The organism is Paenibacillus agaridevorans, from assembly GCF_018604145.1.
Taxonomy (GTDB): Bacteria; Bacillota; Bacilli; order Paenibacillales; family Paenibacillaceae; genus Pristimantibacillus; species Pristimantibacillus agaridevorans.
This window is the reverse complement of sequence record NZ_CP075889.1, coordinates 449,510-466,239: the sequence shown is the minus strand read 5'-3', so window position 1 is coordinate 466,239 and position 16,730 is coordinate 449,510. Positions and strand designations below refer to the sequence as shown.

Sequence of the window (16,730 nt, the reverse complement as noted above, 5' to 3'; positions counted from 1 at the left end):
AAAGGCCCCCCTTAAGCCAATGATGACCTAAGGGACAGCCTCTCCCAACCTTGAACCGTTATTTGTCTTCGGCTAACCAGTTTTCCAATATCAATCGGGCTACAGCCGCAAGATTGGCAATCGTGATGGCTCCTTCGCCCGTCAAATCCGCTTTCTCAATTGCTTCCCAGCCGTCGTCTCCACTCCCGACACCGTAGTAACTTGCCATTAGAGACAGATCGGCAATCGTTACCCGGCCCGCTCCCGGAACCAGCGTAATGAGCTGTGCTCCAAAGCTTGCCGTCGCTTCATTTAATGCTTCCACAGCCTCATTCACCTGCGCCTGCGTAGAGCCCGCGCCGCCTCTGACCGCTTCCGCCTCAAGGATGGCGTCTCTCAGCGCCGTAACCGCCGCCGCCGGGTATTGACCGACCTTTCCGCCTTCTTTGGCACGGCCAAGCAACGATTGCGTCTTGGCAATGGCCGCTGCCAGTTCCTCTTTGTTCACCGCCCCGCCGGTCTCGCCGCCTCCAGGGGCATCCGTTCCGCTGAGCGCAATATCTTCGGCATTGTACATAAATATCAATCTTTCGTTTGTTGTAATATCCGGTATGTCCTTTATGTCCGACAGCTTTTTGGTTCCGAGCCGAAGCGTCAGGACGGCGTTACTGCCCGATCCGGCCGCATGCTGATAGACGATTCGATTGTCGTATTTGGGAGAAACCAGAAAAAACGGTCCTACCCCGCTGGACTGCAGCACAAACTTTTCGTTTTCTCCTATGGTCGCGGCATCGGCTTTTATTAGATTGTAATCGCCCGCCTGATCATCTTTTACCGACAAATAGGTATGGGTCCGAACCAGACGGATCGAATAAGTGCCGTCGTCGTTAGCGATTAATTGGTAAAATGGCGCATCCTTCTTCATGCCCTTCGTTACGAGCTCGCCGCTCGCATCCATATCATAATAAGAGTTGAGCGTTTCGGCGACTCTCTCGCCGTCCACGACGCTCCAGTTTCTCTGATACAGCGGCTCCCACCTTGTGCGCATCTGAAAGTATGGCCCGCTCGCGTTTAGCGGCTCGCCGTTGTAGTACGTCAAGGTGCCGAAGTTCAGATTGTCAAAATGAACCATCCCCTGCGGGCGCGCGGCCGCAGCCGCCTTTTCCGTCCATGCCAGATCAACGCCGCTGTTCGCCTTGCCGTAGAGGGCAAGAACTTGTTCGAACACCGGTCTCAGCTCTCCTCTGTTCAACCCGTTGTTTTCCCTGTCGAATCCGGCGCCGTAATACCCTCGGCTTGTATCGCCAAAAACGTTCGGCATCGCAACAAAAGGGATGTCCTCCTCGTATAGCTCCTTAGAAAACAAGTTATATTTCGCCGTATATTCGAAGGCTTTGGCCAGCCTGTTGTCATAAAGCGAATACAGATCCTCTTGCTGATGGAACGCGATCAGACTGATTTCGGCCATATAGCCGATCGCCAGCAAGGCATGAGCCTGGTCGCGGCCCGTCTCCATATTTTGGCCCGATTCGTGTATATAAGCGAAGATAGAGCCGTTTACATGAATATCCTGATACAAGACCATCGCCCGGTCGAATATTTCCGTATTGTCGCAGAGTACGCCGATCGCCATCATGCTGACGATAGCCGCCGCATCCCAATTTCCGTTCGCGAGCATAGGAGCAGCCGCATCCTGAATGACGGGATACACGACATTGATCATCATATCCTGCAGCGCCTTGAAGTCGGCGTCGCCGTATCCGCTATAACCTCCATTGTAGTAACGGATAATTTCCGCCGCGCTGGCATATTTGTAAGCGTTGATGCCGGCACCCAGGATCCGGTCCCGACCGTCGATCACTTTTAAGGCATGCGCCCATTTGCCCAGAATGTCGGCGGCATTGGCCGCATACTTGTCTTCCCCCGTAATGACCCATTGCAGAGCGTTGAAATAGGCCGCATTGCCGGCTTTCTCGAAATGGCCGATGTTGGCGGAATCCGACGGCGCTCCCCCGCGTCCGACATTGGCAAAAACGGTCGTTTCGAAATCAAAGCTGGACAGATCGTAAGGAACGCTGTGCAGCAGCCGCTGATAATCGGAGTACCAAGGCTCGGCCTTTTCCTGAACGCGTTGCTTCATTCTCTCCAGGTCTTCCGCCGTCTGCAAAATACCGGGATGGTTAAAGATTCGAACCTTTACATCCGCCGAAGTTTCATACCCGCTGCCGTTGTATTCGACAGTGTACTCGTGAACGCCGATGCTCAGGTTCGACAACGTCGCGCTCATCCGGCCGCCAGCCAGCACGACAGCCGCGTCCGTTCCTGCGACATTGTAATGCGCCGGATTCGTATCGCCGTTTACGGGAAGCCAGAGCAGCTCGGCGTCGTCTCCGGATACCCGCTGGCTAACCTCCAGCAGATCGTTGCCCGTCACCTCTTCCAAATAAAAACGGTATTCGGTATTTTGAGCGGCCGCACCGCTGCTTTGCATGGCGTCATCCGTCATTGTTACATTAAATCGTTTGAAGTTCGAATCGTCCCTCATCGTGGACAAATGCGACCAGATCCGGTAATAACCCGATTGGGCGTAGTGGTCGATATAAAATCGTTCGTTCCAATTCGGGAGGTTCGCCGACGCTTTGACCTCGAACGTCCTGTCCGTGCTTGTGCCGCTTGGATCGCCGCTCAGGATGTTGAAGTAACGATGGGTGTTGCTCAGAAACTCTTCGGCCGTAAAATAATGCTGGATCGTCAAGTATTTGTTATTAACCAGAGATCGGATGGAATACGCCGTTCTTGTGGCGCCCGCCTCCGGCTCCGCGTGATCCACGGTGGCGAAGTAGTCAAGGATGTACAACGCAAATGCCGAAGCTTCGGCGGCACTTCCCGTAAGCGACAGCTTTTCCGTGACGGGGTCCACTTTAACATATTCGCCCGCTTCGTTTTTCATTTTGAAAATCATGGACGCGGTTTTGCTGTTGTCAAAATAATTGCCCATGTCCGGTCCCGGAATCCGGATCGGTGCTTCCGCCAGGCCGTACATCGCCGCCTGCAGCGCTGCCTGAGCCTGATCGACCGCCTCTTGCGTTGTGTTGTCTCCGCTTGCCGCTTTGGCTTGCTCGAGCGCTATCGCCAATGCGGCCCAACTATCCGTCGTATATTCCGACCCGATAAGCCCCTCCGCTTCGGCGATCAGCGCGCCTAGCGCCGTCTTGTCGATGCCGTCGTTGACGATGGAGATGGATACGGTATCGCTGACGGTGGCCTTTTTGACGGAAGTGGCCCTGACGACGCCGGTTATCCCGCTTACCTCCGGCATCTCCCTCAGCTTCAGCTTCAGCGACGTATCGCCGAGATGCTCAACATCGACATACGGCTTAAGCGCCTGCGGAATATGCCAGTTTACGCGCTTGAGGACGGAATCCGTCTGCACATTGGCCGTCAATACGATTTCATCGCCGATAGAGGTTAACGCAGATTTCCCCGCGCTCAGCGACATGGAAACATCATAAGGTTTGTCCGTAAACATCATGGCGCCGTAGTAGTTCGCCTTCCGCCCGGCTTCGTTATTGACCGTGCCTGCGCGCAAGCGCGTCTCCGCCGCTTCATAGATAACATCCGTTTCTCCGCCCGTGGACACGCCCGCCGCCTCGTTTAAATAATGGTTGCCGACAATCTCGTATCCGACAGCCCAGATGCCGCTTTGCGTTCTGTTTCTGTCGGAAATAAATGTTTCCGACGCCACTTCCTCGCCGATGGCATATTTGGCATTGTACACCGTGCCCGAGAGTAAACGATTGTCGTAGGCTCCGTAAATATCAACCCCCTGATTCCAGGCAATATCCGCTTGCGTCGCAAGCCCCGTAATGCCCATCCTGGCATGCGGCTGATCGCGGCTGCTTTCCTGTTGCTCGCCGCTCGGGTAAATGTAGCTCGGCAGACTACCCATGGACACGGCGTTGCCTGCCCTGTAAGTTCCGAGATACCGCTGCTTCAGCACGTCGTTAAATAAATCGATATCCTCCAGATAAACCGCCGCAGCCATGTTGAAGCCGCCGAGAATCGCGTCCCAGTTGCCGTTGGCCTGTGGATAGAAGTCGTATGTCTTGGTCAGCAGCAGGCGCAGGAAGCTGTCGAATTCGGCCATGTCCGCCTCCTGCCACAGGTCCGCTGCCGCAACATCCGGATCGCCATTATAGACATGCCTGATGATTTCGGCAGCGTTTACGAAATCCGTCGCGACAATGGCTATTCGAAGTTTGACATCGTTTCCGGAGCCCAGCGTCTTAAGCGTGGCGGCCCACTCGTTCAGCACCTCTTTCGCTTTGCGCCCGTAAGCGGCATCACCGTCCAGGTAATATCGCAAAGCATAATAAAGCGCCTTGCTGCCGCCTCGCGTATATGCCGTGCCGCCGATATTGGGGCTGTTGTAAGGCCCCACGTCAAGCACCGGCTCCGGATTGACGGCATTGCTGTCGAACCAGGCCGTAGCGCTTGCCAGCTCCTGATAACCTTTGCCGTACACGGTATCCGCATTGTCTTTATTAGCCTTGATATGATCCAGATCCTCCAGCGTAAACGCGATGCCCGGATGCTGGAAAACGAAATCGTCGTTCAGATAAGGAATTTCATCTTCGCCGACCATTTGATCTCCGATATAAACCACGTCGAAATAATCGAGGTTGGGGCCGTCGTAAACGCCTTGTCCCGGAGGCGCCTCCATGCCCAGAGTGACTGTATTTTCCCCTTTCTCCAGCCAGACGTTCATAAAGTTGGTATTCCAGGCCGTATTGCCCCTTACGTTGGCGTAACCGTTATCCGATTGCGGCGTCAAGGATGTGTTGGCCGCAGGATTATAGCTGTCGTTGTATCCCGAAATATTAAAAATCATCCAGCCCGCCCAATGCGGATCCATCGTATTCGTAAAGTCCGGCTCATCGTCGTTGATCACGATTCGGGTATTTCGTTCGTCGCGGACATTGCGGTAACCGTCCGTCTTGGTTGCCGGATTGTTGTAGCTGAACGCCAATTGGTAGAAACCCGCCGCCGGTACAACGACCTTCCAACTGGCCTGGTCCTGTCCTGACGGAATAGAGTTGTTGCTTGCGCCGCTGCCCGTTTTATAGTCCGCGACCGGGTCGCTGAAATCGACAAATTTGTTGCCCGAGGCTCCCGTCAGGACAACCTCGTCGCCGGGCATCGAACCCGGTACGGTGTCTCCGTTATCCCTGACATAGATGTTGCCTGCCGATCGATAGAAATCCTCCGCTTCTACCCTTGCGGCGAAACCTTCGGGATCGAGCGGCACGACAGGCTCCCCCGTCGTTACGTTTACCACGACCGGGATTTGTCCCGATGGATGCGGTCTGTCGATATACAGCTGAGTCACGCTCCCGGCAGCCGTATTTTCCGAAGAATCGGTGTAAATATGAAGATTGATCTCTTTTCTGCCCGCCTTTAGCGCGTTCCGGAACAAGTCGGTCACATCCACTGTTGCGTTTGGCTGACCGGCTGGTACGTTGCCTTCTCCGGCTGACGCAAACGTAATCTGCGCCGTCGGCGAACCCGCTATATCGTTCGGGCGGTTGTTATAGGTAATATTGCCGGAGGTCCATTTGACGCCGCTGTCGGTCGACCAAACGGATTCGCTTTCGACAAATGTAAGGGTATTGGGGTCATGCGATTTTCGAAACGCCAGCTCCATGGTCATTTCATCGATGTTGTACAAGCTGGCGTCAAAGGAAGATAAATCGAACCGGAGATAGCCGTGCCGTCCTTTGCCAACCATCATCTTAAACTGAATATTGTTGTCGGTTGTGCTGGCCGTTTTCCTTACGGAACCCGGCGACAACTTGTCCACATACGCGCTGCCCTCATCCGTTGCCGCGAAGCTGAATACCCGAACCTCCGGCGCTGTCTCGGCCTCGGCCGCAGCGTTTGCCGCCGCATTCGGGGCAAGCCCAAACATCGGCATCATGATGATGGGTACGCACAACAGCAATGCCAGTACCTGTCTTAAATGTTTGCTCATTGTCGATCTCCTCTCCGAAATTGGTTAGCAAGAGATAAGTTGCGATGAAACGGGGCTGTTCCCGAGCCGATCGGCACCGGGAACAGCCCTTTCTTGCGTTATTCGTTGGTCCACTCCTCCAGCACCATTCTCGCCAAGGCGACAAGCGTCCGGATCGTGATTTTGCCTTCCTCGTACAAGTCTGCTGCCGCTACCTCGCTCCATCCTGCCTGCCCTAATGCAATGCCGTAATAACGGGCAAGCACGGACAAATCCGCGACTGTCAACCGGGTTGCGTCGCCCGCAAGCGATACCAGTTGCTTGCGGAACTCGTCCGCCTTCCGATTCAGGTTCTGAACGGCCTCGTTTACCTGCTGCTGAGTAGGGGAGCCGCTGCCGTAAATCCTTTTCGCATCGGCGATTGCCGCCGCAAGCCCCGCCTTCGCGCCGCTCTTGTAATGGCCGATTTTAACGCCTTCCACGGCCCGATCGTAGAGAAGCTCCGCTGCCGCGATAGCTTGCTGCAGCGCCTGCTTGTTCGGACCGCTCGGCGTAACGGGAACCGTCGGCTTGATGACTGCCTCGCGGAAGGTTTCCATCGCTTGCGCCAAAGCGTTTATCGCCTGGGCTACGGCATCTGCGCCCGCCAATATGTCGTCCTGCACCGCTTCCGCGGCATCGATAGCCGCTCCGAGGGCATCTATGGCCGCTTGCGGATATTGGCCCGGCAAGCTTCCGACTTGCGCCCCCCTTTGGAGCTCCCGAGCTTCGGCAAGCAGCGTGTTCAATACCGCTTTATCCGATTCGTTTAGCACAGCTTCCCAGCTTGCGTCCGCAACATCAAACGACATGGAGCTGCCTGATAACGCACCCGTAAATTCGGCAATCTCCATCCCGACCGTCCCTGGCAGCACCGTATCTTTTACTTTGCCGTGCAACGTCAGCAATGGTCCGCTCGCCGCAACGGCTTCACCGCCTTGAGCGGCGACAAGAATAATCCGGATTTCGCCTTGCTCGGGCTTAAGCGCCGCCCCGGCGATCCGCAAGCCTTCATGCGTCGAAACGATTGCTCCCGCATCTAGCCAGTTGTTGCCCAATTGGTCGGCCGTTGCGGCAAATTCCACTTGCTGAGGATTGTAGCGCATAACAAGATCAAGCGCCGTAAAGCTTTCCCCATGATCGGACAAACCTGCAGATATGCTGAAGTCGCTCTTAACGCTTAGCAATGCCGGTCCGTCTAGCCATGCCTTCGGCAGCCCGACGAGCTCATTCATCGCCGCCTGTAATTGCAGCGCGGCCTCGTACACCTCCGTGCGATCGGCAGAGTCGTTTGCGGCAACCGACTGCGCCGCCTCCAGCTTCGTTAGCAGCGCCATCCAACTGGCTTGCGTATAGGCTTCTTCATCCAAAGCCTCCACATCGCCGATCAGCTCGAACAGAAAGCTTCTGTCCAGCTTATAAACAATGGTGAGCGTTGGAGCAAATTGACCCGGGGCGCTGCCGCCGGATGTATATTCCTTCGTCAGCGGGTTGCCTTCGGCGCCGGCGGACGCCAGGAACAATGTCAGCTTGTCGCCCGTATTGGCTTGCACCATAGCCATAACATCCATGCTCCAAACTCCGGAAATGCCGTGATCCGGATAATCGCTGTTCGCGGCTACGGGAGCGGATGCCGAAGGACTGTTCAAAAACGCAACAATTTGATCCGTGCTGCCCCCGAAATAATCGTTTTTGAGCTCAAGGCCAAGCCGGCCCGAAGCGCCCGGCTCCGCCCAGTCATCCCACTCGAGCAAACGCGCCTGAATGACGGCCGACCGCTGATTGCCCCGGTACATGGTCAGGTTAACCGATTCGATAGCGGAGTCGCTCAGGTCGGGAACGCCGTTAAACGTTATGAGTCCGTATCGGCGCTGCGTTTCGACATTGGCTCCGCTGTTTAAAATCGTCAGCTCCGGCCCAATGCCGGAGGCGTTATCGTTGCTAAATCGCAAGGTCGTATCCTTTTCCACCTTCAATTGAATGATGCCGTCTTCGCCCACATAGCTCTTGAGCGTTCGTGCGCTCTCCAGCTTGCCGGGTTCGGCCGCCGACACATACAGCGATCCCGAAAGCGAACCGATTTGCGCAATCCGCACCGAAGCCGAGCCGCCCTCCGCAATCGCCATGCCAAGCGGCTGCAGAGCCGTTGCCGTTCGGTAAACCTTCGCCACGCTGCCATCCGCAAGCCCCTCCACCTTAACGACATCGTCAATGCCTTCCGGACGGTTGGATACCGCAATGTCTCCCGGCTCCGGAGCGCTCGACAAGGCGGGTGGCGAAACGGTGTCCGAGAACGGACCGACCGCGCCGTCCAGCGCAATCGGAGCTACCTTGTAATAAGGCGTCCCTTGCGATGGAGTCGCCGTATCGGTATAGGACAAGATCATCGCGTCCGCCGCGATTCTGGTCCATGGAGAGTCCGCTGCCGGTTCGGATGTACCCGGCCGCAGCTCCGGATTCGTGCCGCTCGCCGCCGCATCGTAAGTACGGTAAAGGCTGAAGCCGACAGCCTGCTTCGGTTTGTTCCAGCTTATTGTTAAGCTTTCGCCCTCCAGCTTCGCTGCCGGATAGAGGCTGCCCCGCTCGCTTTCCTCTACGCGGACATCGCCGAACTGCGCCGCCTCCGCTGCCGTTACGCCCCCATATATCGCATAAGGGAACGGCGTAAACAGCTTGTGAACCGCAATCCAGCTATTGCCGTCGCGCGAAACGTAAGCGTTGACGTAATGGGAGTCGTATTCTCTCACCAGTCGGATATACGGGTATTCCTCGGCGCGCAAGCCCAGCAACCCCGCATCGAACGGACTTGCTTTCACGTTCGTCCACATATGCCTGGAATCGCGTGTGCGGTTCTGCAATACGAGATTGCCCTCTTTGTCCGCCCCGAAATAAATATATCGCGAGCTAGCATCCAGCTTGTCGCGCAGCATGATGCCCGAAGCCGCTCCCGAATGGCTGTCGATCCGGGCTTCCACCGAGCCGTTGCCCGCCAGCAACTGATGCACGAAATGGAGCGAATCGTGAATGTCCCGGTCATAGATATTGTAGTCGTCTCCTTCGCCAAACCCGGAGCCGTTGCCGCCCGAGATGGCCACGACGCCGTCCGCGGCTGGGGACTGCCCGGCGGAGATGTCTCCGATGGCGTCGGCCCGCCACGGCGCCGCAAGCCCCGCGCTTGCCGGAACGGAAAGCTCCAGCTCGGCCCGCCACGAATCGCGACCCATGCCGTTGCCGTTTACCGCCGCCACTTTGTAATAATAAACCTTGCCGTTCAGAACGCCGGAGTCCCTGTAGTCGTTGCCGGTTACGCCCGACGCGATGACGGTATACGGACCGTTTTCGTTTGAGGCGCGTTTGATCGTATAGCTTTCCGCGCCGGCGGCCGTTTTCCATGTCAGTCCCGCTTCATTGTTGCCGGCCAGCGCCTGCACGAAGTCGACATGGCCCGGCTTCGGCGCGGGATCGAACGTTTCGTTCAACTTCAAAATCATGACGCTTTGGGCCGGTACCGTCACCTTGCCGTTTGTCGCCTGCACCCTAGCCCCGGATACCAGATCCAATACCTCATTGCCGCCGTAATCCGCAGGCAGCTCCACCTCAAAGGATTGTTTGTTGCCGTATGCTTCGCGAGTGGAATTAAACAACAGGAAGTATTCGCCGTATCTGGCGGTCAGCAGATCGGGATGCGCGGCGTAAGCGTGATCCGCTTCGAAGTTGTCGCGCGATACCGTGCCGACGCCCGGCTGATACGTGATAGGCGCGATCTCGCCGGCCAAAGCTTGTGGCCGGTCCCCGTCATTGCGGTGTTGATCCTCAAAAAAGTCGGCCTGAATATTGTCCATGCGCAAATAATAGTCGTCGTATCGAAATACGCCGTTTGTTGCGATCTGCACGATGGAATCGTATTCCGGCGTCATCACATGCAGCCGCCCGTTGCCAGCGAAGCCGCGGTTGCGCATATTGAGCTGCCCCAGTATCCGCGTGTCTCCGTCGCGCATCGAGAAGAAGAAATTATCCACGTCGGTCCAAGTGAACTGCTCGTAATCAGCGGGGGCAACGCCCATTGCGTCAAGCTCCTGCTCCGAATAATAAGCAAAATCGGTCAGCGGATGCACGACGCCCGCCTGCACGCTGTCGAATCGCTCAAACTCGGCTCTTCCTTCGGAAATATAATGATAGGTTTCGGCCAGATGGTAGTCGTATTTGTTTTTGCCCATGACGCTGTTGAAATAATTGAAATATTGGTTGTCGGCGATTTGTTGCTGGGCATAACCGACGGCTTCGGCCGCGTACGCCCAATATTCATCCCACTCCGGCCCGCTGTAGCGCTCCTCGTCGCGCGCCATCGCCAGCTCCAGCGAGGCGTAATGAAGCTGCTTGCCTTCGGTAATGCGGGTAGCGTAGCCGTAGTTGCCGGGATATGCCGGATTCCGCTCGTCGAGCACCTGATTCATCCGCATAATGCGGTAGCCGTTGTCGTCAAGCGTCGTATTTCGGGTGTAGCCGCGAGCATGCAGATTTTTCAGCGCCATTTTCAAAATTTCATCATTCAGCGCTTCGTCGCCCGCTTTGCCCAGCGTCTTGTAGAAGTATTCCGGCAAATAGTTGGTCGCTTCGCCGTAATTGGCGACATAGCCGTTTTCCCTTGTCAACCCCGCTTCGGTAATCGTCGTAAAATGCTCGCCGAACGGCAGACGTCTGACCAGCTTCCCGTTATCGTCCAGCTTGCTTCGGGCCAGTCCTTTGGCGACGATTTGCTCGAAATCTTCCGTAAACACGGCCGTGGAGTCATGCAAGAACAAGGAATGATACAGATCCAGCTCTTCCCCGTTCGGCCCGACCAGCACCTCCTCGCCCAGGAACGGCCTTGCGCCGATCGACTCCAGCAAAATCTGATGGCTGCGCTCCTTGCCTTCGAAAAATTCGGAGCCGATCATCCGCAGCCCCTCGTGCGCCTCCCATGCCCCTTCGTACGTGTAGAACACCTGATTGTAAATGTAGGACAGCCTTGCTCTCGCAAAATCGAAATTGGCCTTCAGCGCCCGCTCCCACGCTTCCTTGCGGCTTAACGCTCCGCCGTCCCAGTCAACGCCGGCCAGCGAATAACGTCCTTCGGCCGTGCCGGTCGCGAACGGCTGCTCCAAAAATGTCTCGAACGCCTCAAGGCCGTAGACGGCATCGTCGGCGATAACGTTTTCGATCAAATACAACGCTTCGCCGAGCGCTCCGTAGTAGCCGCCCCAATCGCCCTGATGTCCTCCGCGCTGCACGTTTCTTGTATTGGCATAATAATCTTTGACATGATTGTCGATCGTTTTGAAAATCCGCTCGACGGCCGCTTTTTTCAAAGCAGGCGACGCGGCGGCGGGGCACCAGTCGTAGATCAAGCAACCCGCGTAAAACTTCAATTCGTCCTCATATCTGACGATGGACAGCTTGGCGGTGCCGCTTGCGTCGACCTTGGCCGACAAATTGTTGAACAACGTGCGTTGGCCGTCCGTATACCCGTCGATCAACGCTTGCTTGTCCGCAGCCGTTCTTGTATCCTCAGCCACGATATCGGCCGTGTCGACGGGACCGCCGAACAGGCTGCCTTGCGTCTCGCCCGACACGTCCAGATACGCCTGGGTATGCGTATAACCGATGTAATACCCCCGCGACGGCTCCGTCACGTTCGCCAGGAAATCCTGACTGTATGTACGAACGGTAATTTCCGCCTCCGCTTGACCGTACGTCAACTCCAGCGGCAGCATGATCGTATTGTAATAGAATCGGTTGGGCAGCGCCTCTGCCGTTACGCCAGTGCTTCCACCCGCTCTGTAATTTTGATTGCCGATGTTGATCGCTTCGTAATCGCCCTCGCGGCGATAGCCGATTTGCTCGCCGTTGATATATACGATGCTTTTGTAGGACGAAACATCGTCGCCCCAAAATTTCATCGTGAAATAGTTTTGCTTGAACGGGTCGACCTTCATCGTAAAAATAAGTTCGCCGCCGCGTGCAAGCGCGGGATTAAGCGGATCCGCCACCCTCGCCGTCTGCTCCAGTCCGCCAACAATAGCGCGGGTTGCCGTCCCTTGGAAACGATGCTTCTCCTCCGATTCGGCATCGCCGAAAATAATCCGATCCAGCAAGCTGCTATGCGGCGCCGCGGGCGCCGCTTCCGCCGCCGGCTTCGCAGCCGGAAGCATAGGCGCAATCAGAGCGGCAATTAGACATGTGATAAGCAATCTTGACCAATATCGCATTGTTTCTTATGTCTCCTTCCTGTCGATCAGTTCTTATCCACCAATGAAAGATAATCAAACGCGCAACAGCCGCAGCAAATTCAGAATCATCGTTGCCGCTTCGGCACGTGTAGCGGAGTCGGCCGGCATAAATCGGTTGCCGCCCTTGCCTTTGACCAATCCCGCGTCGGCAGCGGCCTGGACATATGGTTTTGCCCAAGCGGCAATTTGGGCGGAATCGGCAAATGTCGGCTCGCCTCCGACTTCAACTTTTGGCGCGGCGGCACGCACGATCATGGCCGTCATCTCCTCACGGGTAACGAGGCGCTCCGGCCGGAACAAACCATCGCTGTATCCGTTTACAATTCCAGCTGCGGCAACTCCGGATATATACGGTCTGGACCATGACGGCAATTGTCCCGAATCGGAGAAAACTTGTTCTTCTGCGGAAGTCAGCCCCAGCGCCCGGGCAAGCATGACTGCATACTCCGCGCGATTAATCGACTTATCCGGTCGAAATGTTCCATCGCTGTAACCGGTCACCCAGCCTAGCTCCACCGCTTCGGCAATGTCGTTTTCTCCCCAATGGCCTCCAATGTCGACAAGCTTGACCCCCCGCTCGCCTCCCTCCGCGATCTCGGCAATCCCCGGCTTATAACTCAGCATCTGCACCTGCGAATCGACAAGCGAAGCCTCCTCCAACCGGAATACGGCCTCACCGCCGCCGACCCTATCGAACCTCAGCGTCGCAAGCTCCGCTTCGCCGCTTACTCCGGTCACTGGACCTATCTTTGTATGAGCCAGTGTCAAATTGCCTCCCTTAACCAGCGGGGGCACCGAAAACCCCGTGAAAGAACTTTCCGATTTTAAAAATTTCATCCGCAGCGGATCGTACGACACCTGCAGCTCGAATCCGTACAAATCCGTCAGACCCGAAGCCGAAATAATCGCAATAACTTCATCTCCTTCCGTCGTTACCGACATCCGGAATTGAGGCTTGTCCGCCGCTCCCGCCATGCCGGGCATCGTTACACACAACAACAGCGACACGAGCCAAATCATCAGCTTGCGTTTCATCTGTACAACATCCTTTCATAGTTTTACAAAAATTTACCACGGCAAGCCTACCTTCACAATGCAGCTTTTTTAACAGGAAACCGGTGTTTTTTAAGATCATGGCTTATAAAGCGATCCAAAACCAAAAACCGAAAATCCTGTTGGAATTTCCGGTCCCTGGTTCATTGCTATTGGGTTGCCCGCCTGTGCGCTAGCCTTTAACCGCTCCCGACGACACGCCTTTTACGAAGTACTTCTGCAAGGACAAGAAGGCGATTAATACCGGCACCAGCGACATCGTCGTGCCCGCAAAAATCATATCCCAGCGAGATGAAAATTCTCCGACATAATAGAACAGCTCCACGATCATCGTCTTTGTCTGGCCGGATGGCAGAACAAGCATCGGCATCAGGAAGTCATTCCAGATTCCAAGACCTTGCAGCACGACCATGCTGGCCGTAACCGGGCCAAGCAAAGGGAAGACGATTCGCCAAAATATGCCTATCCGCGTACAGCCATCGATCTCTGCGGATTCCTCTATTTCTCTCGGAACACCCTTGAGAAAGCTCGTATACAGCAGGACGCCGAAACCTACCGAACCCGCGATGTAGATCAGAATCGGTCCGCCCAGATTGCCGAACAGCCCCATCGTCTTGAGCTGTTTGAACAGCGGAATCATGTATACCTGGAACGGAATCATCATGCCGAACAGGAAAAAGATGTAGACGGCATTCGTCCACTTGCGGTTCGTCCGTTCGATCGCATACGCCGCCATCGGGATGATGACAATCATGGCTGCGATCGAGCCAAGCGTTAGAACCGCGCTGTTTAGCATCGCTTTCGGATATTCCGTTTTGGTAAGCAAATATTTAAAGCTCTCCGTATAAAAACCTTCCGGGAACGCAATGGCGTCGCGAAGAATTTCGGAGTTGGATTTAAACGCCGACATGATATTAAAGAAGATAGGAAATGCGAATAGGATCGCAATGAGCAGCGTAACCACGAACAAAATGATTTGGCCGGATGTAATCGGCTTTTTCGCTTTTTGGCCCATCTTACATCTCCACCTCCCGTTTGCGAAGCACTCGAATCTGGATAAGCGAAATAATAAGAATCAGAATAAACAATACGATTGCAAGCGCGGTGCCGAAACCTTGTCGTCCTTCGCCGAACGCAACCTTGTATATAATGTAAGTCAACGTTTCCGTGGCAAAGCCCGGCCCGCCGTTGGTCATAACCGCAATTTGATCGAACAGCTTCAGGGAGTTGATCATCGACAACATGACGCATACGGTCGTTGCCCCTGCCAGCAGAGGGAACGTAACATGCCGGAATTGCTTCCACTTGCCCGCTCCATCGATGCTTGCCGCCTCCAGAAGCTCTTGCGGAATGCCCTGCAGGCCCGCCAGATAAATAATCATGTAGTAGCCCGATGCTTTCCAAACCGTTGACAATATAATCGATAGCAGCGCAAAATCCGGGTTGCCGAGCCAGTCTGTCTTAATAGCGCTTAGGCCCGTCATATCCAGCAGTTGGTTTACAACGCCGAAATTGTAATTCAAAATAATCATCCAGATAAAACCCATAATAATACCGCTCATCAGTACCGGGAAATAAAAGATGCTGCGGAACAAATTGCGGAACCAGCGTACTTGATCCACAAGGATAGCCAGCACAAGCGCCACCGCATTTTCCAGCAGAACAAGCGAGACAGCAACGATAATCGTATTGGTCAGCGCGTTATGAACCCTCGGACTTTCCCATATTTCCTTAAAGTTGTCGAAGCCGATGTAACGAACGTTTTCGCTAATGCCGTCCCAGGACGTAAAACTAAGATAGATACTGTTGAATGTGGGGATCATGACAAACAAGGTATATAGTACAAACGCCGGCAATATAAACCATATCGCGTAGCTCTGCCACCATTTTTTCTTTTTTCTGATTACTGCCGTGGCATTCATAACGCTCTCCTCCTGCCTCTTCTGAAAGATAACCTCTGCCGCCCGGCAGAGGTTATCCCGCATGTTGATCGCCTAAGCTGTTGGCTTTATTGTTGGTTTGCTTTCACGTTGTTGTCGTATTCCGTATCGGATTGCTGCATATATTGCAGAACATCGGCGTTGTTTACGACGAGGTCTTGCAACAACTTGTAGAACCAGTTGCGGAATTGCGGCGGAATTGCGTTCTCGCCGAACCACTGATTGATCATCATGGACTTCTCGACCGAAGAGTCCGCCATAAGCCGAAGCACTTCTTGCATATGCTCGTTCGTCTCGTAGGTTACTTCGGCAGCCGTCGTTGGAATGCCGTTGACGGTCGCCAGGTAAGGGCTGTATTGCGCCGGATCAAAGAAAAATTTGACAAACGCCGAGATCGCTTCTACTTTGTCGGCATCCTTGGCCGCTTCTGCGGAAAGGGACCATCCGGCAAGGGTAGGCAAGCCGTTGACGATTACGGAGCCGTCTTTGTTCGGCAATGCATAGAAGCCGTATTCGAAGCCGGGATCAGCCTCCGTAATTTGTCCGAACATCCAGGGACCCGAATATAGCTGCGCAGCCTTGCCCGTTACGAGCATGGAAGCCGTCTGGTTGTCGCCCGTGCTCAGCCAGCCTTTGTCCACATATTTCGTGAACAGCTCCTTATAGTCGCTAATCGCTTGTACCATAGGGGCATCGGTAAAGCTCGCCGTCTTGGCTGTGCGTTTGGAGTTCCAATCCGGATCTTCCTTGTACACGTTGTTGATCAGGAAGTAATTGACCCAGAAGCCCATATGGAAAATATCTTTGCCGCCGGCTACAATTGGGGAAATTCCGCTGTCGAGCAGCTTATCCTGTATCGCGATAAACTCGTCGTATGTCTTCGGAAGCTCTGTAACTCCGGCATCGGCGTATGCTTTTTTACTGTAAATAATGCCGTTTGGCGCATTGCCCGTAAGCGGAGCGTTATATTTTTTGCCATCATATTCCGGCAGGAAGGTAAACAGGCTGTGCAGCCCTTCCGGCAGCTCGGCCAGCTTGCCCGCATCCGCGAAAACTTTCGTATCGCGCATTTCCACCAGGTCCGGGAATTCTCCGACCGCGTCTTTTGTTTTCAGCCAGTCCAGATAGGAGTCGCTTGTCGTTTCGCTGATGTTTTTAACCGTAATGTGCGGGTTAGCCGTCGTAAAAGCGTCAATCGTTGTTTCAATCGCTTGTTTCGTAGCCGGATCGCCCGTTGCGTACGCAACGGAAATCGTCACGGGCTTATTGCTTTCGGCAGCATCCGTTCCTGCCGGCGAAGCGCTTGGCGAACCGTTATTCGCACCGGAATTGTTGTTGTTCCCGCCGCAAGCGGTCAGTACTAATGAAGCAGCCGTAACAATGGAAAATAACTGAAATAATGTTTTTTTGGCCATCTTTCTGTAAGCCTCCCTTTATTGA

At 54.8% G+C, this 16,730-nt stretch carries 6 protein-coding genes; all 6 read right to left on the bottom strand.

Annotation, left to right across the window (positions count from 1 at the left end):
• Nucleotides 1-58 precede the first annotated feature (58 nt).
• The 6 genes from KJW29_RS01850 to KJW29_RS01825 all read right to left on the bottom strand — a co-directional run bounded on the left by KJW29_RS01850 (nt 59) and on the right by KJW29_RS01825 (nt 16,705).
• Nucleotides 59-6,010, bottom strand: coding sequence for an alginate lyase family protein (locus tag KJW29_RS01850; protein ID WP_214628538.1), 5,952 nt, complete (start codon nt 6,008-6,010; stop codon nt 59-61).
• A 98-nt stretch (nt 6,011-6,108) separates the two neighbouring features.
• Nucleotides 6,109-12,276 carry an FIVAR domain-containing protein gene (locus KJW29_RS01845; protein WP_214628537.1) on the bottom strand — a complete coding sequence of 2,056 codons (6,168 nt, stop codon included), beginning with the start codon at nt 12,274-12,276 and terminating at the stop codon, nt 6,109-6,111.
• Between the two features lie 54 nt (nt 12,277-12,330).
• Nucleotides 12,331-13,332 (bottom strand): S-layer homology domain-containing protein, encoded by a 1,002-nt coding sequence (locus KJW29_RS01840; protein ID WP_214628536.1) that lies wholly within the window; start codon nt 13,330-13,332, stop codon nt 12,331-12,333.
• Between the two features lie 190 nt (nt 13,333-13,522).
• Entirely contained in the window at nt 13,523-14,365 is an 843-nt protein-coding gene (locus tag KJW29_RS01835; RefSeq protein ID WP_087570816.1) for a carbohydrate ABC transporter permease, read from the bottom strand.
• A gap of 1 nt (nt 14,366) precedes the next feature.
• Nucleotides 14,367-15,272 carry a carbohydrate ABC transporter permease gene (locus KJW29_RS01830; protein WP_187104550.1) on the bottom strand — a complete coding sequence of 302 codons (906 nt, stop codon included), beginning with the start codon at nt 15,270-15,272 and terminating at the stop codon, nt 14,367-14,369.
• Between the two features lie 86 nt (nt 15,273-15,358).
• Nucleotides 15,359-16,705 carry an ABC transporter substrate-binding protein gene (locus KJW29_RS01825; RefSeq protein ID WP_214628535.1) on the bottom strand — a complete coding sequence of 449 codons (1,347 nt, stop codon included), beginning with the start codon at nt 16,703-16,705 and terminating at the stop codon, nt 15,359-15,361.
• Between the last annotated feature and the right edge of the window lie 25 nt (nt 16,706-16,730).